This window comes from Burkholderia sp. Z1 (genome assembly GCF_014893795.1).
In the GTDB taxonomy this organism is placed as follows: domain Bacteria; phylum Pseudomonadota; class Gammaproteobacteria; order Burkholderiales; family Burkholderiaceae; genus Burkholderia; species Burkholderia theae.
Genome location: NZ_JACFYL010000002.1, coordinates 1,485,747 through 1,504,351, shown reverse-complemented (window position 1 = coordinate 1,504,351; position 18,605 = coordinate 1,485,747). Strand labels below are relative to the sequence as shown.

21 protein-coding genes and 1 riboswitch are annotated in these 18,605 nt (G+C 66.4%); of the genes, 7 read left to right on the top strand and 14 right to left on the bottom strand.

The genetic code is table 11. The features are described 5' to 3' along the window. Positions 1–42: 42 nt before the first annotated feature. The 5 genes from H3H55_RS23820 to H3H55_RS23800 form a co-directional block, all read right to left on the bottom strand. Positions 43–1,911 carry a phosphoenolpyruvate carboxykinase (GTP) gene (locus H3H55_RS23820; RefSeq protein ID WP_193100460.1) on the bottom strand — a complete coding sequence of 623 codons (1,869 nt, stop codon included), beginning with the start codon at positions 1,909–1,911 and terminating at the stop codon, positions 43–45. Positions 1,912–2,438: 527 nt separating this feature from the next. Next, positions 2,439–3,215 (bottom strand): glucose 1-dehydrogenase, encoded by a 777-nt coding sequence (locus H3H55_RS23815; protein WP_193100459.1) that lies wholly within the window; start codon positions 3,213–3,215, stop codon positions 2,439–2,441. A 109-nt stretch (positions 3,216–3,324) separates the two neighbouring features. Beyond that, positions 3,325–4,080: an SDR family NAD(P)-dependent oxidoreductase gene (locus H3H55_RS23810; RefSeq protein WP_193100458.1), complete on the bottom strand. Its 756-nt coding sequence runs from the start codon at positions 4,078–4,080 to the stop codon at positions 3,325–3,327. 9 nt (positions 4,081–4,089) lie between these two features. Continuing rightward, positions 4,090–4,956, bottom strand: a complete 867-nt coding sequence (locus H3H55_RS23805) for an SDR family NAD(P)-dependent oxidoreductase (RefSeq protein WP_048251568.1) — start codon at positions 4,954–4,956, stop codon at positions 4,090–4,092. A 50-nt stretch (positions 4,957–5,006) separates the two neighbouring features. Continuing rightward, positions 5,007–5,507 (bottom strand): nuclear transport factor 2 family protein, encoded by a 501-nt coding sequence (locus tag H3H55_RS23800; RefSeq protein ID WP_193100457.1) that lies wholly within the window; start codon positions 5,505–5,507, stop codon positions 5,007–5,009. Positions 5,508–5,719: 212 nt separating this feature from the next. On the opposite strand from H3H55_RS23800, the gene H3H55_RS23795 reads away from it, so the two are divergent. Next, positions 5,720–6,232, top strand: coding sequence for a nuclear transport factor 2 family protein (locus H3H55_RS23795; protein WP_193100456.1), 513 nt, complete (start codon positions 5,720–5,722; stop codon positions 6,230–6,232). A gap of 51 nt (positions 6,233–6,283) precedes the next feature. Then, positions 6,284–7,000: an EthD domain-containing protein gene (locus tag H3H55_RS23790; RefSeq protein WP_193100455.1), complete on the top strand. Its 717-nt coding sequence runs from the start codon at positions 6,284–6,286 to the stop codon at positions 6,998–7,000. Positions 7,001–7,194: 194 nt separating this feature from the next. Here H3H55_RS23790 and H3H55_RS23785 read toward each other — a convergent pair whose 3' ends face one another. The 4 genes from H3H55_RS23785 to H3H55_RS23770 form a co-directional block, all read right to left on the bottom strand. Further along, positions 7,195–8,262 (bottom strand): hypothetical protein, encoded by a 1,068-nt coding sequence (locus H3H55_RS23785; RefSeq protein ID WP_413463989.1) that lies wholly within the window; start codon positions 8,260–8,262, stop codon positions 7,195–7,197. Positions 8,263–8,385: 123 nt separating this feature from the next. Continuing rightward, positions 8,386–9,075 (bottom strand): alpha/beta fold hydrolase, encoded by a 690-nt coding sequence (locus tag H3H55_RS23780; protein WP_193100454.1) that lies wholly within the window; start codon positions 9,073–9,075, stop codon positions 8,386–8,388. Positions 9,076–9,188: 113 nt separating this feature from the next. Next, positions 9,189–9,488 (bottom strand): DUF6881 domain-containing protein, encoded by a 300-nt coding sequence (locus tag H3H55_RS23775; protein ID WP_193100453.1) that lies wholly within the window; start codon positions 9,486–9,488, stop codon positions 9,189–9,191. Between the two features lie 135 nt (positions 9,489–9,623). Next, positions 9,624–10,223 (bottom strand): DJ-1/PfpI family protein, encoded by a 600-nt coding sequence (locus H3H55_RS23770; RefSeq protein ID WP_193100452.1) that lies wholly within the window; start codon positions 10,221–10,223, stop codon positions 9,624–9,626. 299 nt (positions 10,224–10,522) lie between these two features. Here H3H55_RS23770 and H3H55_RS23765 point away from each other — a divergent pair, with 299 nt between their 5' ends. The 4 genes from H3H55_RS23765 to H3H55_RS23750 all read left to right on the top strand — a co-directional run bounded on the left by H3H55_RS23765 (position 10,523) and on the right by H3H55_RS23750 (position 13,139). Continuing rightward, positions 10,523–11,038, top strand: coding sequence for a YbaK/prolyl-tRNA synthetase associated domain-containing protein (locus H3H55_RS23765; RefSeq protein WP_193100451.1), 516 nt, complete (start codon positions 10,523–10,525; stop codon positions 11,036–11,038). Between the two features lie 61 nt (positions 11,039–11,099). After that, positions 11,100–11,738 (top strand): transcriptional regulator, encoded by a 639-nt coding sequence (locus H3H55_RS23760; protein WP_129514974.1) that lies wholly within the window; start codon positions 11,100–11,102, stop codon positions 11,736–11,738. A gap of 60 nt (positions 11,739–11,798) precedes the next feature. Next, positions 11,799–12,773 (top strand): threo-3-hydroxy-L-aspartate ammonia-lyase, encoded by a 975-nt coding sequence (locus tag H3H55_RS23755; RefSeq protein ID WP_193100450.1) that lies wholly within the window; start codon positions 11,799–11,801, stop codon positions 12,771–12,773. Positions 12,774–12,890: 117 nt separating this feature from the next. Beyond that, positions 12,891–13,139 (top strand): hypothetical protein, encoded by a 249-nt coding sequence (locus H3H55_RS23750; RefSeq protein WP_048251579.1) that lies wholly within the window; start codon positions 12,891–12,893, stop codon positions 13,137–13,139. 36 nt (positions 13,140–13,175) lie between these two features. Here the strand turns inward: H3H55_RS23750 and H3H55_RS23745 are convergent, their stop codons facing one another. From H3H55_RS23745 to H3H55_RS23725, 5 genes are read right to left on the bottom strand one after another with little or no spacing between them, the layout of a single operon-like run. Next, positions 13,176–14,000: an SDR family NAD(P)-dependent oxidoreductase gene (locus H3H55_RS23745; protein ID WP_193100449.1), complete on the bottom strand. Its 825-nt coding sequence runs from the start codon at positions 13,998–14,000 to the stop codon at positions 13,176–13,178. A gap of 1 nt (position 14,001) precedes the next feature. Further along, a complete protein-coding gene (locus H3H55_RS23740) occupies positions 14,002–14,877 on the bottom strand; it encodes an SDR family NAD(P)-dependent oxidoreductase (RefSeq protein WP_193100448.1) in 876 nt (291 codons plus the stop codon). A gap of 30 nt (positions 14,878–14,907) precedes the next feature. Then, positions 14,908–15,900, bottom strand: coding sequence for an NADP-dependent oxidoreductase (locus tag H3H55_RS23735; RefSeq protein WP_193100447.1), 993 nt, complete (start codon positions 15,898–15,900; stop codon positions 14,908–14,910). Positions 15,901–15,950: 50 nt separating this feature from the next. After that, positions 15,951–16,583: a Dabb family protein gene (locus H3H55_RS23730; protein ID WP_193100446.1), complete on the bottom strand. Its 633-nt coding sequence runs from the start codon at positions 16,581–16,583 to the stop codon at positions 15,951–15,953. Then, positions 16,573–16,917, bottom strand: coding sequence for a hypothetical protein (locus tag H3H55_RS23725; protein WP_193100445.1), 345 nt, complete (start codon positions 16,915–16,917; stop codon positions 16,573–16,575). The genes H3H55_RS23730 and H3H55_RS23725 overlap by 11 nt, the downstream gene beginning before the upstream one ends. Positions 16,918–17,083: 166 nt before the next feature. Between H3H55_RS23725 and H3H55_RS23720 the strand changes: the two genes are divergently transcribed. Then, positions 17,084–18,142: a helix-turn-helix domain-containing protein gene (locus H3H55_RS23720; protein ID WP_193100444.1), complete on the top strand. Its 1,059-nt coding sequence runs from the start codon at positions 17,084–17,086 to the stop codon at positions 18,140–18,142. Positions 18,143–18,231: 89 nt separating this feature from the next. Next, positions 18,232–18,425: riboswitch (cobalamin riboswitch) on the top strand. Positions 18,426–18,605 lie beyond the last annotated feature (180 nt).

Genomic DNA, 18,605 nt, shown 5'->3' with positions numbered 1-18,605 from the left:
GCGGGACGTCAGGTTGACGCGGCGATGCGTCGCTGCGGATCGTCAGGCGCCGAGGCGCTGTTCGATCTTCTTCATCGTGTCGGTCATTTCGGCCGGCAGGCGCAGCTTCAGCGTGTCGAACAGCGCCGCATGCAGTTTCAGCTCCTCGCGCCATTCGTCAGCGTTCATCGACGTCACCGCGTCGAACTGCTCGCGCGTGAAATCGAGCCCGTCCCAGTGCAGATCTTCATACGCGGGCGATACGCCGAACGCATGCTCGCCGCCACCGCCGGTGCCTTCGAGACGATCGAGCATCCACTTCAGCACGCGCATGTTCTCGCCGAAGCCCGGCCACACGAACTTGCCGTTCGCGTCCTTGCGGAACCAGTTCACGCAGTAGATCTTCGGCAACGCGGCGCCCGCGCCTTCGAGCTGCTTGCCGAGTTTCAGCCAGTGAGCGAAATAATCGCTGACGTTATAGCCGCAGAACGGCAGCATCGCGAACGGGTCGCGACGCACGATGCCTTGCTGGCCGACCGCCGCGGCGGTCGTCTCCGAGCCCATCGTCGCGGCCATGTACACGCCTTCGACCCAGTCGCGCGCCTCGGTCACGAGCGGCACCGTCGTCGAGCGACGGCCGCCGAAGATGAACGCATCGATCGGCACGCCGGCCGGGTTCTCCCAGTGTCCGTCGATCGACGGACACTGCGCGGCCGGTGCGGTAAAGCGCGAGTTCGGATGCGCGGCCTTGCGGCCCGTTTCCTTGCCGATCTCCGGCGTCCACGGGTTGCCTTGCCAGTCGGTCAGCTTCGCGGGCGGCGTGTCGGTCAGCCCTTCCCACCACACGTCGCCGTCTTCCGTCAGCGCGACGTTCGTGAAGATCACGTTTTCCGTCAGCGTCGAGATCGCGTTCGGGTTCGTCTTCACGCCGGTGCCCGGCGCGACGCCGAAGAAGCCGGCTTCCGGGTTGATCGCATACAGGCGGCCGTCGCGGCCCGGCTTCAGCCACGCGATATCGTCGCCGATCGTCGTGACCTTCCAGCCGTTGAAGCCCTGCGGCGGAATCAGCATCGCGAAGTTGGTCTTGCCGCATGCGGACGGGAACGCAGCCGCGACGTGATATTTCTTGCCGGCCGGCGACGTCACGCCGAGGATCAGCATGTGCTCGGCGAGCCAGCCCTGGTCGCGGCCCATCGTCGATGCGATGCGCAGCGCGAAGCACTTCTTGCCGAGCAGCGCGTTGCCGCCGTAGCCCGAGCCGAAGCTCCAGATCTCGCGCGTTTCGGGGAAATGCACGATGTACTTGACCGGGTTGCACGGCCACGGCACGTCCTGCTGGCCCGCTTCGAGCGGATGGCCGACGCTGTGCACGCACGGCACGAATTCGCCGTCCTCGCCGAGCACGTCGTACACGTCGCGGCCCATGCGCGTCATGATCCGCATGTTCACCGCAACGTACGGGCTGTCGGACAGTTCGACGCCGACGTGCGCGATCGGCGAGCCGAGCGGGCCCATCGAGAACGGCACGACATACAGCGTGCGGCCGCGCATCGAGCCGCGGAACAGGCCGTTGAGCGTCTCGCGCATTTCGGCGGGCTCGATCCAGTTGTTGGTCGGGCCGACGTCATCGCGCGATGCCGAGCAGATGAACGTGCGATCCTCGACGCGTGCAACGTCGGACGGATCGGATTGCGCGAGATACGAGTTCGGGCGCTTCGCCGGGTTCAGGCGCGTGAGCGTGCCCTGGTCGACCATCGCCTGGCACAGCGCATCGTTTTCTTCCTGCGAACCGTCGCACCACACGATGCGCGCGGGCTCCGTGAGCGCCGCGATGCGCGACACCCAGTCGATCAGCTTGCGATGTTTGACGAAAGCCGGAGGAGCGATCAGCGGGCCGTGTGTTGTCGCTTCGGCCAGATTGTTTTGCGACATGAGGATGTCTCCAGATTATTGGGCGGGGATGGGGAATGCGGGGTGAACCCGCCAGATGGGGAATGCGATTGGAGCGCAGGACGCAGCAACGCGCAGCGCGGTACACGCGAGCTGTGCGCGTGTCGATGCCGCGATGCGGGCGAGAGAATGTGATGTCTCGTTAGAAGATGCGAACGCGAGTTTCGCCATGCATGCAACCTGCCTTACAACTTCCATGCCGGCCAGCATACCATCGCCGATATTGCTCGGGCGTTGCGTTGCAACAAGAAACAACTGTGACGTCGTGCCGGCACATGCGTTGCCGGCAAGTCATGTCGACGGCGTCGACGCGTCCGCTTTCGGGGACGAAACGGCCGGAACGTCCATCCGGCAATGGTTTCGGGGAAGCGATAAATTCGGCTCGCCGGACGCACGCATGACGATCGCGCATGCGCGCCCGGCGAATTCGTGTTTTCGCTACTCAGGCAAACCCTGAATTAGGTTGCGTACACAAACATCCGGCCCGAAAGCTTGATGAACGCCACTGCTCAAAACGGCGCGCCCGGCAATCCGGGGTAATACGCGCCCGCCGCCATCCCGCCGTCGACGGCCAGTTCGGCGCCGTTGCAATACGACGCTTCGTCGCTCGCGAGGAACAGCGTTGCGCGTGCGATCTCGTCGGGCAGGCCGACGCGCTGCAGCGGCACGTTCGCATAGTGCTTGTTGACCTCCTCGAGCGGTGCGCCCGTCGGGTTCGACATCACGGTGTTCACGCCGCCCGGATGGATCGAATTCACGCGCACGCCCTGGTGACCGAGTTCGAGTGCGGCGACCTTCGTCAGCCCGCGCACGCCCCACTTGCTCGACACGTACGCGGCAAGCGCATTCACGCCGCGCAGGCCGTCCACCGACGAGATGTTGACGATCGACCCGCTCTTCCGCTCGATCATGCGCGGCGCGATCGTGCGGATACCGACGAACGTGCCGACGAGGTTGATCGACACCGCACGTTCGAAATCGCGTTTCGACAGCTCGGTGATGCCGCCGAACGTCAGCACGGCCGCATTGTTGACGAGCACGTCGATGCGGCCGAACTGTTCGACCGTCGCTTCGGCAACGCGCACCCAGTTCGCTTCGTCGGCCACATCGAGGCGCATGAAACGCGCCGCATCGCCGAGCTCGCGCGCGAGCGCTTCGCCTTCCGCGTCGAGCACGTCGCCGATCACGACGCGCGCGCCTTCTTCAACGAACAGCCTGCACGTTGCCGCGCCCATGCCACGCGCGCCGCCCGTGACGATCGCTACTTTTCCTTCCAGTCGACCCATGTCGTCCTCTCTTCGATTCCGGTTTGCCGGCCGCCACGCGCAGGCATGCGCGTGCGTGCCGAATTCGTGATTGGCACGCGGCACACGCCGCGCGCCGTCAGCCCCGCCGTCAGCCCCAGTAAGCCTGCCCACCGTCGAGCGGCAGCGTCGCGCCCGTCAGGTACGCGGCATCGCGGCTCGCGAGAAACACGATCGCGCGCCCGATGTCCTGCTCGCAGTCGCCTACGCGTCCAAGCGGAATCGTGCGGAAAAACGCGGCGGCTTCGTGCGGATTCGCATCGACCCAGCCTTTCAGGCCCGGCGACAACGCATGCGGCGCGACCGCGTTGACGCGAATGCCGTCCGCGCCCCATTCGCACGCGGCTGCGCGCGTCAGCGCACGAATCGCCTCCTTGGTCGCCGCGTACGCGCCGTACCCTGACGCATCCCAGCGCACCGCGGCCGACGAGGCGAAATTGACGATCATGCCGTCGCCCTTCAGATGCGGATGACACGCGCGCATCATCCGCAGCGTCGCCATCGGCCCCGATTCGAGCCCCGCCAGAAAATCCTCGTCGGTCACGTCGAGCAGGCGGCCGAGCGGCACGACCTGCGCGTTGTTGATCAGGATCTGCACGCCGCCGAACCGCTCGACGACCGCGTCGACGCAATGCGCGATCTGCGCGGCGTCCATCACGTCGCACACGAATGGCGCCGCTTCGCCGCCGCGTGCGCGGATCGCGTCGCAGGTCGCGAGCAGCTTGTCGCGCGTGCGACCGACCACCGCGACGTGTGCGCCCTCGGCCGCGAGCGCGTGCGCGACACCCTGGCCGACGCCCTGCCCCGCGCCCGTCACGAGCGCGACCTTGCCCTTCAGGATGCCCATGCTCGCCCCTTAAGCGACGATTGCCGGATGCGCCTGCACGGGCCCGCCGAGCAGCTCGCGATAGGACGGCGGCTGCTTGCCGTCGAGATCGGCGATGCCGTACTGCAGCGCGGCTTCCGCGCCGACGAGCACCTGCCCCGACAGCGCCATGCGCTGCGGATCGCCGTGGATCGCGTGAATCACGCGGCCCGTGAATTCCGGGCTTTCGGCGACGAGCGAGAATTCCTTGTAGAGGTCCGGATGCTCGTCCCACACGCGCGTCGTGCGCTCCGTGCGCAGCGGGCCCATCCAGATCGACACGGCCGCGACGTCGAACGGCTTCAGGTCGACGGCCATGTCCTTCGCGAATTTGTCGACGCCGGATTTCTGCGCGCCGTACGCGGCGCCGTGCATGTAGCAGCTCGCGCCGAACGACGACGTGAACGCGATCAGCCCGCTGCGGCGCTTCGCCATCAGCGCCGCCGCATGCCAGCTCGCGACATAGGCCGAACGCAGCCCGACGTCGAGGATGTTCACGAGATCGAGCGACTTCTCCCAGAACGGGCCCGGCAGGATCAACTGGTCGTGCAGGTAGGTCGCGTTGTTGACGAGAATGTCGAGCCGCCCGCTTTCGCGTTCGACGCGCTCGAACAGCGCCTTCACCTGCGCGTCGTCCGCGTGGTCGCAGGCCACCGCGATCCCGCGGCCGCCGAGCGCGTCGATCTCGCGCGCGGTCTCGTGAATCGTGCCGGGCAGCGGCGCATCGCCTTCGTTCTGCGAGCGGCCCGTCACGTAGACGGTCATACCGGCCGCGCCGAGCGCGCGCGCGATGCCTTTGCCCGCGCCGCGCGATGCGCCCGTCACGACGGCGACCGGCGTCTCGTGGTTCTGTGTCATGTTCGATGTCTCCAGTGGAATGTCCGCCACGCGCGTGGCGATGGCGTGCGTCAGGCGGCCGGCGGCTGCGCGCCGGCGAACAGCACGCCCGGTGTGTCGCCTTCGTAGCGGGCCGACAGCGTCGACGTGACGACGCAGCGCGTGGCCGCGATCTTCCATTCGCCGTCGACCTTCCGGTATTCGTCGTCGTAATACGCGCCGAGCTGCGTGAGCGTGCGCGCGTTCGTATCGATCATCTGGTAGTGCAGGCCCCACATGCCGCGCGCATGCGTGTCGTCGAGCACGGCAATGTCGGGATTCACGCCGTGGTGCATCTCGACGATGTGCGGATGGCAGCCGAGTTGTTCGAACACTTCGACGAGCGCGTCGCGCGTGTCGAACGTGCCGATCCGGCCATAGTCGATATGCACGCGGCCCGGCACGAAGCAGTCGCGCATCCCTTGCGGGTCCTTGCGGTCGCAGCACGTGAAGTAGCGCGCCTTCAGCCGGCGGATCGCATCGGCATCCTCCAGCCTGCGCACGCGCGTTTCCAGCGATTCGATGAGGGTCATCCCGTCTCCTTGTTCGGTGCCGGCGCGGTTCGAAGGCCGCGTCGATGCCACGTTACAGCCGCACGAATCGCCGGCCATCACCCGTTCGGATTAAACGGGCGATGTATCGTCGAAACGCCGGCTGCATGCGCCAGCGGCTTTCGTCCGAACAGACGATGTGATGCAGGCGGCTTCGTTCCTACCATCGAACGACACCACCACGAGACACGGCGATGGACGACACGACCCGCACGCTCCATGAATACGAGCAGATCCGACAGCTGAAATACCGGTATTTCCGCGCGGTCGACACGCACGACTGGTCGCTGCTCGCGGATTGCCTGACCGAGGACTGCGAGGCGCGGCTGTACGGCGGCCGTTACGCGTACGACGGCCGCGAAACGTTCGTGTCGAGCCTGCGCGAGCTGATCGGCAAGCCGACCTTCCTGACGATGCATCACGGGCATCACCCGGAACTCACGCTGGTGTCCGCCGATCACGCGTGCGGCGTGTGGTTTCTCGAGGATCACGCGATCAATCTCGAGGACAACTACCTGCTGCACGGCACCGCGTTCTACGACGACCAGTACGTGAAGCGCGACGGCGTGTGGCGCATTCACGCGACGCGTCACGAGCGGCTGTTCGAAACCGTCACGTCGCCGATCCCGCCGTCGTTCACGCTGACCGCGAACCGGTTCGCGCCGGTCGCGCACCAGGCGGCCGGGTCGACCGAAACCGCGTCCTGAACCCCGGCGGCAGCGCCGCCGATCCCGTCATTCCCTTCTGGAGCCGGAGCAATGGAGAAAGTCATTTACGTGTTGTGGCGCGACGCACAGGCCGCGCCCGATCAATGGAGCCGCACGGTGCGCGCGCAGCTCGCCGACAAGCTGCTGTCGCTCGGCGCGCACGGCGTGCAGGTGAACGTTGCCGACGCCGATGTCGCGCCGGCCGCCGGCCTGAAGCAGACCAACACGCACCCGGGCATCGACGGGATCGTCGCGGTGTGGGTCGACAGCGCGAACGCGATGTTCCGCCAGCCGTTCGACGAGGCAGTGCGCGCGATCGTCCCGCACATGGCCGCGTATCTCGTCACCGAGTCGCAGCCGATTCCGAACACGCGCTTCCCGGCGCGGCCGGGCGAACGTACGGCCGGCTTCTCGCAGCTCGCGTTCCTGAAACGGCCGCCGCGCCTTACGCATGAAGCGTGGCTCGATGTGTGGCACGGACATCACACGCGTGTTGCGATCGATACGCAGGATAATTTTCTGTACGTGCAGAACGTCGTCGTGCGCTCGCTCTCGCATGCGGCGCCCGGGTATGACGCGATCGTCGAGGAGTGTTTTCCGGCTGCGGCGATGACCGATCCGCATGCGTTCTTCGATGCGGTCGGTGACGAGGAGAAGTTTCAGCGCAATGTGGCCGAGATGATGGATAGCTGCGGGCGGTTTATCGACTTCGACAAGATCGATGTGGTGCCGACGAGTCAGTATGTGGTGAAGGCGGTGCGCGGGTAGGCTGTGGCGGTGGCGAGCCGCGCGGGTGTGGTCGCGCGGGTCGATTGCTTTTATCGAAGGTTCGTCTTGTGTTCCTCAGCAGGCCGATGGTGCGCGGTCCATTGCGCGCTGTCGGCCTGATTTTTTTGTCGCGAACTTCTATCAATGTATTTGCTTGACCCGAATCGGCTCATCAGTTTTCAACAAGCCGACTGTCAGTCCGATGCCGCTGGCAACTCATTACCCTGCGCGGCACCGCATTGGTGGCAATGCGGAAAGAAGAAGAAATTCCGGCCACCACATTCGCATACATTGAAGAGCCTCAATCCGCAATGCACGCAGAACGTGGAGTCGTCGCCGCCGAGATTCCATTGTTTGTCGCATGACGGGCAGCGCTTCTTTTCGAGTGAGCGAACGGCCTTTTCGTATCCGATCGTGCGCGCGCGTGCGCCCTGATCCTGCTGCAATTCGAGCCGCTTACGTTCGGCATAGCGCTGAAAAGCCTTCATCATGTAAAGACCGGCGAACACCGTGAGCGCAATGCCGACCAGGACCCGGACGTAGCCGCCGAAATTCGGCAAGTACGGGACCAGTTCGATGAAAAACGCGCTCAGTGCAAACAGGCCAAAACCATATACGAACGGCCAGTAGCGCACCTTGCGGTAGCGAATGAACACCCAGATTGCCACCAGCAGGATCGGTAACGTCAGCGCAAGCCGCAGTCCGAACACCTGCAACTCGTAATGCCGGGTCGCCGCTTCGAGTCGCCGTTCGGCTGCCGCGTCCGCGTCGGCGATTTGCGTGTCCACTTGAGCCTGCTGTGATGCCAGTGCCCGTTGCTGGTCGCCGATTGCATCGATCTGATGCTGCCAGTTGACGACCACGGTCTGGAGCGTATCCAGCTTGCGCGTTCTCGCCAGAATGTCCGGGTCCCTCGCACTGTCTCCCGTCACCGAGCGCGTTGCCAGCCAGTTGCGGAAGCTTTCTTTCTCGGCTGCGTACTCCTTCGCGGCACGTCCGCGTGCCACTTCCATCGTGTCGACCTTCTCGGCGAGCGTGTCGTGCCGCGCCTGCAGATCGCGCCGCGCCGCGTCCAGCCGCGCTTTCGCCGGAGCATCCGCGAATTGCTCGATGACGGGCGGCCCGCCCGTCGGGGCGAACGCCATGTCGCGGATCACGAGACTGCCGAGCATGTTCAGAAAGACAGCGAAGATGATCGCAATCACCCATGACGCGAGTCGCAGGAGCCGCGCGGGACTGGTCAGGCCGTCGCTGGAGTTCATCATTGTTTTGCCCTCGTTGGAATAGTCATGATTGTCGACAATGCTGATACTACCGTCGACTGCCTCTTTTTGGCCGAGCACCACCCCGCGCGATCGTGCATGCGGCCATCTCTAATGCACGATTCAACCGAGCACCGACTCCATCAGCCACTCACGCGCGATCGCCGTGCATCGTGTCGGCCGCTCCAGGGTCGGGAAATGGCCACATCCAGCTATTGATTCGAAACGGGCATGCGGCATCAAGCCGGCGATGCGGCGACCAACGTCGACGGGAACGAAGCGGTCCGCGGCGCCCCATATGAGCAACGTGGGGACCTGGCTCGATGCCAGGGTCGACCAATGATCCGAACGTGTCAGCGTCGCGTCGGATTGACGAGCAAACAAATCCGCCCCAGCATCGCGAGCCATCTGGATGAACGCGGCCCGTGATGTGCTGTCGTCAGCCGGGATTGCATTCTCGGCAAACTCCGCAATGACGCGCTCGTGCTCGCCGGTGCGGATTCTCCGGCTAGTCGCACGAGCGGCATCCGGGTTCGGATGAATGCCCGGCTGACAGTTCATCAGCCAGAGTCCACGGACGCGCTCTGGCGCTCTCGCGAGCACTTCCATCGCGAGGCACCCGCCATATGCCGTACCAACGAGAACGAACGCGCCGCTCGTGGATGTCAGGAGCTTCTCGGCACTCTCGGCGAAGGTTGCATGCGCCAATATCTTCACTGTCGGTGAAGCGAGGTCCTTGAGCGCTTCGATCTGGTCGGCATACATGCGGCCATCACACGGCATCGCCGGTAGAAATATGAGCGGTAGCGACATCAGAATGGTTCGGGCTGGCAGTTGAACGGGCTAACGAGCTGCGCTTGCATCACGGTGCAGCGGCAAACCAATTGATCGTAATCTGGCCGAGGTCATCAGCTGGCCGCTTCTGGTCAATCCTGGTCGAGGTTGTCGATAGGTGCCATGTGGCATGACCATAACGTGTCGAACAATTCCAACGTGATCTCTCGTGCGTCGAATTCCGGATCCTCGTTGATCTCGACCAGCGAGGGCACCGGAACGGTTCCTAGCGCCGTCCCCTGCGACGACCTCGTTTCGTCGGCAAACCCCACTCGGCCATCGCGAAAGAACTCGAGCTTGCGCACCTCATAACGATCACGGTCAAGCACCGAGACGAGACGGACCGGCTCTGACTCAAAAGCGTGCTTCCACGCGACGTCGATGGCGATCATTTTTCTTCTCATTGCGATGTTGTCGACGATAGCTTTTGGCCTGCACGTCCCGAATGCGGAGGACGGTTCCCTCCATGGAAGACGCCGATCAAACGTCGGCTCTCCGCGACGGAGGCAGTGCCATTTTTTACGGAGTTACGGCAAGTAAGGCGTGATGTTCGTCATCGCGCGAGAAACATACGCTTCCTTCTCTCCGACTGGCGCAACGTAGTGGAGTGCGCTCCGCGCGGCCTCTTCACCTTCCATTCGCGCAATGATCCATGCGGCCAGATACTGCGACGCAAAGCAGCCACCCGCGGTTGCAACGTTGCCTTGAGCGAAGAACGGCTGATTGAGGACGTCGACGCCCGCCTCGACTACCCAGGGTTTGGTCGTAAGGTCCGTGCAGGCCGGGACTCCGCCGAGGAGACCCAGCTTTGCCAGAACCAACGTGCCCGAACACTGCGCGCCAATAAGTTGCCGGGCAGGATCGAGCTTGATCTGCGCCATCAGTGCCGCGTCGTTGACGATCTCCCGGGTTTGAATGCCGCTCCCGACGATGACGGCATCCGCCGTGCAGGCGTCCGCCAACGTTGACTGCGCGTGGACAGTCACACCATTCATCGAGGTGACGGAATGCTCCGGGCATGAGAGCGTTACCCGCCAGTCGGGCTTCTTGATTCGATTGAGCACGCCAAGTGCAATGAGGGAATCGAGTTCGTTGAAGCCCTGGAAGGTCAGGATCGCGATGTGCATGGGGTGCCGTATCTGAGGTTTGTCGGAGCATATTGCCAGATTGCCGCCAATCCGGAAGCGTCGGTGAACGACGCTGCCTGACTGAACGCCGGCCGTTCGCTCCGCGTTCCGCACCATTGCGCAAAGATCCGTTCCTTCGATCCCCTTTTCCCGATGACCACGGCCGCCACCCCGTGACAACCCACACTTCCACGCATCATGACAAAACGTCTATAATTGGACAATCCATCGACCACCTCGCGGCACACGCCTCATCCCGTGCACACCGCGATTCCCCGGCCCAGCCTCCCCGGAGCGACATGAACGCCTACCCCGTTTTCGACACGCTTTGCGACCTGCTGACGACCTCCGGCGCACGCTTCCGCGTGCTGGAGCACCCGGCGGAAGGTAAATCCGACGTCATCGCCGCGATCCGCGGCACGCGCCCCGAACAGGGCGCGAAAGCAATGCTCTGCACATTCAAGGACGGCGGCGACACAACCGCGCTCGCCGTCATCCCCGGCCACCTGAAGATCGACTTCCGCAAGGTTGCCGATGCCGTCGGCCGCCGCAAGGCGACACTCGCCTCCCCCGACCTCGCGGCCGCCGTCACGCGCTGCGTGATGGGCGCCGTGCCGCCGTTCGTGTTCGACGCCAACGTGACGCTCGTCGTCGATCCCGCGCTGGTCGAACGCAACGCCGAGATCGCGTTCAACGCAGGCCGCCTCGACCGCTCGGTCGTGCTCGACGCAGCCGACTACGTGCGGATCGCCCGCCCGTTGCTGGCCGACATCACGCGGCCGGAAGCGGTGGACGGCGACGCACTCGCCGGATGACCGTTTCCGGCGCCCATTGCATCGATGCAGAACCACCCGCCTCACTGAACGCCAATACACCATGACCACCACCCGGAACAAAGCGCTGTCGGAGCAGGCGTCGCTGATCGAACAGGTGCAGCGCATCGCCGAAGGGCTCGGCGAGATGTTCGCGCCGTTCACCGAGGTCGTGGTCCACGACCTGCGCACGCCGCAGCACGCGATCCTCGCGATCCACAACAACCTGTCCGGACGCGCGGTCGGCGATCCCGCGACCGAACTCGGCCTCGCCCGCATCGCCGACGACGACTTCCCGCAAGTACTCGCGAACTACCCGAACCGCTTCGCCGACGGCCGTACCGCGAAAAGCACGTCGATCGGTATCAAGGATTCGACCGGGCGCTACGTGGCCGCGCTGTGCCTGAATGCCGACGTCACGCTGTTCCGCGGCTTCCAGGGCATGCTGAACCAGTTCTGCGCCACGGATGGCGAAACCGTCGCCGAAACGCTCGACCCGGCCGGCGCGGACGCGATCCGGCAACGCATCGACGCGTTCGCGTCGCGCCTCGCGACGACACCGCGCGAACTGAAGACCGACCAGCGCCGCGAGCTGATGCAGGCGCTGAAGACCGACGGTTTCCTCGAGGTGCGCCGCGCGATGGAAATCGTGTCGCAGCATCTCGGCGTATCGCGCGCGACGGTGTACAACGATGCGAAATGAGGCGTGCGCGTCGTGCGCGCTGCTTTCCTGTTGACTGATCTTTCCGACCCTCGAACCACCATGAACTCTCCGACTCTGCCTACGTACGACGACGTTGCCGCCGCCGCGGCCCGGCTCGCAGGCCATGCCCACCGCACGCCCGTGATGACGTCGCGGACGATCGACGAAGCGCTCGGCGCGCAGGTGTTCTTCAAGTGCGAGAACCTGCAGCGGATGGGCGCATTCAAGTTTCGCGGCGCATTCAACGCGCTGTCGCGCTTCGATGCGGAGCAGCGCCGCCATGGCGTCGTCGCGTTCTCGTCCGGCAATCATGCTCAGGCGATCGCACTGTCGGCGCGCATCCTCGGCATTCCGGCAACGATCGTGATGCCGCAGGATGCGCCGGTCGCGAAAATGGACGCGACGCGCGGCTACGGCGGCAACGTCGTGACCTACGACCGCTACACCGAGGACCGCGAGCAGATCGGGCGCGATCTCGCGGCGAAGCACGGGCTCACGCTGATCCCGCCCTACGACCACGCGGACGTGATCGCCGGCCAGGGCACGGCGGCCAAGGAACTGTTCGACGAAGTCGGCCCGCTCGACGCGGTATTCGCGCCGCTCGGCGGCGGCGGGCTGCTGTCGGGCACCGCGCTCGCCACGCGCGCGCTGTCGCCGCGCGCAACGTTGTACGGCGTCGAACCCGAAGCCGGCAACGACGGCCAGCAATCGTTCCGGTCCGGCGCGATCGTGCATATCGACACGCCGCGCACGATCGCCGACGGCGCGCAGACGCAGCATCTCGGCAACCTGACGTTCCCGATCCTCCGCCGCGACGTCGACGACATCCTGACCGCGACGGACGCGGAATTGATCGACTGCATGCGCTTCTTCGCGACTCGTATGAAGATTGTCGTCGAGCCGACCGGCTGCCTGTCGTTCGCCGCCGTGCGACGGATGAAGGACCAGCTGCAGGGCAAGCGCGTCGGCGTGGTGATCAGCGGCGGCAACGTCGATCTCGAGAACTTCTGCAAGCTGGTGTCGGCATCGGCATGAACGTCGCGGCGCGCAGGAACATCCGGTAATCCGCGCGCCGCCGCTCCTTCACGTCGCGTTAAGTTTCGCGCCCTAGACTGATTACGTTGTCCCGCAGTCAGTCGTGAAGGAGCCAACATGAACACGCACGCGATCGTCGCCGCCGCCCTGGCGGCCGCCTCCCTTTCGGCGTTCGCTCAACCGGGCGTTACGTCTTCCGGTTTTCCCGCCGCATCGCCACGCGATGCAGTCGCGCAGGCGACGCATCGTTCGCCCGCCGCGCTGCCGTCCGCCGGCTTCGTGCTCGCGAAGATCGATCAGAACAATACGCCGCCCGATCGCGGCGGCGACCCGAGCGGCCGTGCGCACGCCGGCACCCGTATGTAACCGCCACGCGCCGGTCGCCGCTGCCGCGCCCGGCCCTCAGAACGCCGGCAGCGACGGATCGCGTGCGGCGAGGATGTCGTCGGTGCGCCGCTGCAGCGCGCCGTCGATCGTCTCCGGCTGCGGAATCAGCCAGTAGCGCCCTTCGCGGATGCCGTCGAACACCCGCTCGGCGAACGCGTCGGGCGTGAGCCCGTGCGCGCTCAACATCGAGCGCATCGTGTCGACGAAACCGCGCACCTCGGGCCGGTCGTGCACGGCGCCGAACGGATCGTTGAAGATGTCCGATTGCACGGGGCCCGGCGCGAGCAGCGACACGCCGACCGGCGCGCCGAGCATCTTCAGTTCGCCGTACAGCGATTCGGTGAGCGCGACCACCGCGAATTTCGTCGCCGAATAAGGCGACATCAGCGGGCTCGGCAGGAAGCCGCCGACCGACGCGGTATTCACGACGCGCGCCGGCACGTTGCGTTCGAGCATCCGCGGCACGAAGCTGCGGATCCCGTTCAGCACGCCGTGCACGTTGATCGCGAAGCTGCGCTCGAAGCGTTCCGGCGTGATTTCCCAGCTGAAGCCCGTCGCCATCACGCCCGCGTTGTTGAACAGCAGGTCGACGCCGCCGAAGCGCTGCCATGCGGCGTCGGCCAGCGCGTCGACGGCTTCCGGCCGGCTGACGTCGGTCGGCACGCACAGCACGTCGGTGTCGAGCGTCGCGGCGAACGCGTCGAGCTTCGCCGGATCGAGATCGGCCAGCACGACGCGCATGCCGAGTGCGGCCGCATGGCGCGCAAGCCCGCTGCCGATGCCGCTGGCCGCGCCGGTAATCACGGCGGTGCCGCCGTCGAAACGAATCGATTTCGTCATATCAGAATCCTGTCGGGTCGATGTGGGGGTGCGCGTACGCGGGAATCACGGGCGGCGGCAACTGCGTGCGGCCGTCGAGCGAACGCACCGCGAGCTGCTGCGCGAGCGGGAAATGCAGGCTGTGCGTGACGAGGCCCGTGCGTTCGCGCGCCGGCAGGCTGCACAGTGCGAGCGCGGTTTCGGCGAGATACGCGACGTCCTCGGTCGGATAACCTTCGGGGATGTAGCGCGCGGCGCCCGGCGTGCGGATCGCCGTGCTCGGCGCGACGAGATTCACCGCGATGCCGTCGGCTTCGAGTTCGGCCGCGAGCCCCTGCGTGAAGCGCGACAGCGCGGCCTTCACTGCCGCATAGACGGTCGCGCCGCCCACCCGCGAAAAATCGTCGAACGGCCGCAGCGGCGGCAGCGCCGTCACCGAGCCGACGTTCACGATCCAGCCGGCGCCGCGGGCGCGCATCAGCGGGATTGCGGCCTGCGCCAGTGCGAACGGAATCCGCAGATAGTGTTCGATCGTCGTGTCGAACATCGACATCGGCATCGCGTCGACGCATGCGTAGTCGGCCACGCCCGCGTTGTTGACGAGGATGTCGAGGCCGCCGGCCGCCTGCGCCGCGCGCCCGACGAGTGCATCGCGCTTGGCCGCGTTCGACAGGTCGGCCGCAAGCGCGACCGCGCGGCCGCCGGCCTGTTCGATCAGCGCGACCGTTTCGGCGAGCGTGCCGGCGGTGCCGGCCGATTGCGTAAGGCTGCGCGCGGTGACGACGACGGTCGCGCCTTCGGATGCAAGGCGCTGCGCGATCGCGCGGCCGATGCCGCGGCTCGCGCCCGTCACGAGCGCGGACTTGCCGGCCAGGATCGGGGCTCGGGTGTCGGTCATGTTGTCTCCTGTGATTTGAGTGCAGGCCATTCAGCCGGCGATATCCGCAACGTGCAGCACGAGCTTGGTTTTCGCCTCGCCCGTTTGAACGAGATCGAGCGCCCGTGCCGCCTGATCGAGCGGGAAACTGTCGAAACGCGGCACGCGCAACGCGCGCCGGCCGAGACGTTCGGCAATCGACGCGAGCGTGTTGCCGCTCGGCATCCGGCTGTAGGTCATCGCGGTGCGCAGCCCGCGCCGCGCGGCTTCGGCACCCGTCGCGGCCAGCCGCTCGGCGTCGCCGGCCGCGAGCGTCATGATGTTCACGAGCGTGCCGCCGGGCGCGAGCAGGTCGAGCGCGTCGGGCAGCGTGTCGCCGCCGACCGCATCGAGCACGAGGTCGACGCCGCCGGGCGCCCATGCGCGCACCGCTGCCGCGATGTCCTGCGCGCGATAGTCGATGCTCGCCGCCGCGCCCAGCGATTCGACCGTGTCGCGGTTGCGCGCGGAACACGTCGCCGCGACGTGCGCACCGGCCTGCACTGCCAGCTGGATCGCGAACGTGCCGACCGCGCCCGCGCCGCCGTGCACCAGCACGGTCTGCCCCGCGCGCAGCCCGCCGTCGTCGAACAGGCCGGCCCATGCGGCCAGCGCAGGCGTCGGCGTCGCGGCCGCTTCCGCGAAGCTCACCGTGTCGGGCAAGCGCACGACCGAATCGTGGCGCACCGCGACGTACTCCGCATACGCGCCCCAGCGCCCCGCGCCGACGTCGGTCTGCGCAAACACGCGCATGCCGGGCGCGAAGCCGTCGACGCCGTCGCCAACCGCTTCGACCACACCCGCCGCATCGAAACCGATCACGAACGGAAACGTGTACTGAATGAACGCGCCGAGATAACCTTCGCGGCATTTCCAGTCGGCGGGATTGACGCCCGCATACGCGACGCGGATCAGCACGTCGCCGGGGCCCGGTTTCGGTGCGGGAACGTCGGCCAGCCGGAAAGCGTCGGAATGACCGACTCGGTCGATCAGAAGGGCTCGCATTTTCGTGTCTCCAGGGTTTTGGTTTGGCGGGTTGCGCAGTGCGATGCGCGTCACGCCGCCGTGTCGGCCAGCAGGCTCGACGCGAGCGGACAGAACGCATGCGAGATCGCGTCGACCGTCCAGTCGGGGCTTTCGGCATCGAACCGGCGGTCGACCCAGCCCCAGTGATACGGATGCATCAGGTATTCGCCGAGCAGATCGCCGACCTGCGCGAATTCCTGCTGCCATACGTACGTCCATGCGCCCGGCGTCACGATCCGGCTCAGGCGCCAGTTGCGGATGCCGGGCATGAACGCGGGCATCTGCAGCAATTCGTGCTCCAGCGACGCGACCTGCGCTTCGCTCGCCTGCGGCCGAACGCGCAGCATCAGCGTGCGCCAGATGCCATCGCGCAATGCCGGTTCGCGCAGTCCGCCGCCGATCGCACGGCAGGCCGCGCTGTCGACGCGTGCGATACCCGGCAGTCGAGCCAGCGCGGCGAAATCCGCCGCGGAATCGGCCGTCCGTTCGTCGCGCAGCACGTCGAGCGTGTAGTCGCCCGCGCCCCAGCTGCCTTCCAGATTGCGTGCGAGCGCCACGCGGGTTGCGCCGGGCAACGCCTGCGCAGCCTCGCGCAATGCATGCTCGATTGCGCCGGCGTCGCGATCCGACGATACGAACACCTGCGCCGTGTCATGCCGCATGGTCGACCTCCGTCAGCGCGGGCAGCGGCGCATCGGCGTCCGTCATCACGTGGCGGCGGCGTGCGTCGCACAGCCCGTCGACCGCCATCCAGAACGTGACCACGTCGCCATCGGTCAGCGCGCGCATCCGGTAATAGGACAGCGCGTCGTCGACCTGCCACGTCAGCCACAGCGTGCTCGGCTGCCCCGGTACCGCGACGGGCGGCGACACCCAGCGGCCGGCCGCCGTCAGCCCGCGCGCCGCGTGGCCCGGCAGGTAGCGGTCGCGCAGCAGTGCAAGCACGTCGGGAATGCGCTCGGGCGCGAGCGTGATTTCATCTACGATCTGGATCATTCGCGTGTCGTCCGTGGTCGTTCATGGCGGGAGGCGTGGCCGGCCTACGCCGTTCCGGCGAGGCCGAAGGCGGCCGGCGTGACTAGCATTCTTGCGTGGCGACGGTTCACGGACCCCTACCGGCCCGCTCACCGGCCCCTGTCGCAACGATCAGAACGGGAGACACATGAAACAGCGCGCCATGCCGTCCAGTGGCCGAGTCCTGCCGGGCCTCGACGCGCGCCTGCTGAGCGAACTCACGCGCAGCGGCGCGCCGCCGGCCGACCGCGATGCGCAGCCGCGGCAAGATGCGGCGACGACGCGCGGCTTCGTCGCGCTCTACCGCGACGCGATCGAGCGGCTCGAGGCACAGGTCGCGCGCGGCAACGGCCATCCGCCGATGCGCAAGCAGGAAGTCGACCTGATGTGCCGCTGCCTGCTGAGCTGCGCGACGCTCGCCGACGCGATCCGCTGCGCGCAAGACTTCTGCGAGATGCTGACGCCGCGCGCCGGTGCGCTGTCGCTCTCGGTGCGCGACGCCCGTGCGACGTTCCGGATGGACTCGCTGCGGCGCACGCGCAGCCCGGCCGCGTGCCTCGTCGACCTGACGGGGCTGTTCTGCTATCTGCAACTGTTCGGCTGGCTGACCGGGCAGCCGCTGCGGCCGGACGAAGTCTGGCTCGGCCATTCGCGCCGCGACGACGCGATGCCGCTGCTCGGCTTGTTCAACGCACCGGTCGACGTCGGCCGGAAAACCTACGGCTTCTCGTTCGATGCGGCGCGGCTCGATCACCGCGTGATCCGGCAGCCGGGCGAGCTCGACGCGTTTCTCGTCGATTTCCCGTTTCGTCTGATCGATGCGGCACCGGCCGTCGTGTCCTGGGCGCAGCAGGTACACGGTTTTCTCGATGCGGCGCTCGCGCGCGAACAGGCGCTGCCGACGCTCGCGGAACTGGCCGCATGGCTCGGCGTCAGCGAGGCGACACTGCGGCGCCGGCTCGCAACCGAAGGCAGCGGATATCACGTGCTGCGCGAGCAATGCCTGGCCGACGCGGCACGACGATGCCTGCACGAGACGGACTGGCCGGTGACACGCGTGGCCGCGTTTCTCGGCTTCGGCGGCGAAGAGGCGTTCCGGCGTGCGTTCGTGCGCTGGACCGGCGTCGCGCCGAGCCGGTTCAGGCGCGAGCGTGCAGCCTCGAACCCACTCGTTTCGTCAGACATGAAACGCGGCGTCAGCGCATAAAAGAAAGGATTTCGAAAGTTTTTGCTAGGCAATGACGTTTTTTCGCATCCCCGCGCGACCGAAGAATTGACGCGCCGGAGTGCGCGCCATTACGCTTGCGCGCTGATGGTTCCTGGAGACAGGATCAAAAGGGAACGCAGGAGAGGCAGCGCCTCGAATCTGCGGCTGCCCCCGCAACTGTGAGCGGCGAATTCGTGCCACTGCGTGCCACTGGGAAACCGGGAAGGCCGGCACGGATGACGACCCGCGAGCCAGGAGACCTGCCATCGACCCGAGGTCCAAGCAGCCGCACCGGGCGGGGTGTCCCGATGCGCCAAGCACCGCCATTGGCGGTCGCCCGTTGCATGGACGGCCCGACCTCAGGATCCTCAGATGTCCTTCGTTCCCGAATCCGCTTCCTCGCCGGAAGCGTCGCACCGGCACGCCGTCGGCAGGCGTGCCCTGCGCGGCCTGCCTGCGCGCG

Excerpts from the sequence above, each read along its gene's own strand:
- H3H55_RS23820 (WP_193100460.1), bottom strand. The coding sequence starts at position 1,911 with ATGTCGCAAAACAATCTGGCCGAAGCGACAACACACGGCCCGCTGATC.
- H3H55_RS23815 (WP_193100459.1), bottom strand. The coding sequence starts at position 3,215 with ATGGGTCGACTGGAAGGAAAAGTAGCGATCGTCACGGGCGGCGCGCGT.
- H3H55_RS23810 (WP_193100458.1), bottom strand. The coding sequence starts at position 4,080 with ATGGGCATCCTGAAGGGCAAGGTCGCGCTCGTGACGGGCGCGGGGCAG.
- H3H55_RS23805 (WP_048251568.1), bottom strand. The coding sequence starts at position 4,956 with ATGACACAGAACCACGAGACGCCGGTCGCCGTCGTGACGGGCGCATCG.
- H3H55_RS23800 (WP_193100457.1), bottom strand. The coding sequence starts at position 5,507 with ATGACCCTCATCGAATCGCTGGAAACGCGCGTGCGCAGGCTGGAGGAT.
- H3H55_RS23795 (WP_193100456.1), top strand. The coding sequence starts at position 5,720 with ATGGACGACACGACCCGCACGCTCCATGAATACGAGCAGATCCGACAG.
- H3H55_RS23790 (WP_193100455.1), top strand. The coding sequence starts at position 6,284 with ATGGAGAAAGTCATTTACGTGTTGTGGCGCGACGCACAGGCCGCGCCC.
- H3H55_RS23785 (WP_413463989.1), bottom strand. The coding sequence starts at position 8,262 with ATGAACTCCAGCGACGGCCTGACCAGTCCCGCGCGGCTCCTGCGACTC.
- H3H55_RS23780 (WP_193100454.1), bottom strand. The coding sequence starts at position 9,075 with ATGTCGCTACCGCTCATATTTCTACCGGCGATGCCGTGTGATGGCCGC.
- H3H55_RS23775 (WP_193100453.1), bottom strand. The coding sequence starts at position 9,488 with ATGATCGCCATCGACGTCGCGTGGAAGCACGCTTTTGAGTCAGAGCCG.
- H3H55_RS23770 (WP_193100452.1), bottom strand. The coding sequence starts at position 10,223 with ATGCACATCGCGATCCTGACCTTCCAGGGCTTCAACGAACTCGATTCC.
- H3H55_RS23765 (WP_193100451.1), top strand. The coding sequence starts at position 10,523 with ATGAACGCCTACCCCGTTTTCGACACGCTTTGCGACCTGCTGACGACC.
- H3H55_RS23760 (WP_129514974.1), top strand. The coding sequence starts at position 11,100 with ATGACCACCACCCGGAACAAAGCGCTGTCGGAGCAGGCGTCGCTGATC.
- H3H55_RS23755 (WP_193100450.1), top strand. The coding sequence starts at position 11,799 with ATGAACTCTCCGACTCTGCCTACGTACGACGACGTTGCCGCCGCCGCG.
- H3H55_RS23750 (WP_048251579.1), top strand. The coding sequence starts at position 12,891 with ATGAACACGCACGCGATCGTCGCCGCCGCCCTGGCGGCCGCCTCCCTT.
- H3H55_RS23745 (WP_193100449.1), bottom strand. The coding sequence starts at position 14,000 with ATGACGAAATCGATTCGTTTCGACGGCGGCACCGCCGTGATTACCGGC.
- H3H55_RS23740 (WP_193100448.1), bottom strand. The coding sequence starts at position 14,877 with ATGACCGACACCCGAGCCCCGATCCTGGCCGGCAAGTCCGCGCTCGTG.
- H3H55_RS23735 (WP_193100447.1), bottom strand. The coding sequence starts at position 15,900 with ATGCGAGCCCTTCTGATCGACCGAGTCGGTCATTCCGACGCTTTCCGG.
- H3H55_RS23730 (WP_193100446.1), bottom strand. The coding sequence starts at position 16,583 with ATGCGGCATGACACGGCGCAGGTGTTCGTATCGTCGGATCGCGACGCC.
- H3H55_RS23725 (WP_193100445.1), bottom strand. The coding sequence starts at position 16,917 with ATGATCCAGATCGTAGATGAAATCACGCTCGCGCCCGAGCGCATTCCC.
- H3H55_RS23720 (WP_193100444.1), top strand. The coding sequence starts at position 17,084 with ATGAAACAGCGCGCCATGCCGTCCAGTGGCCGAGTCCTGCCGGGCCTC.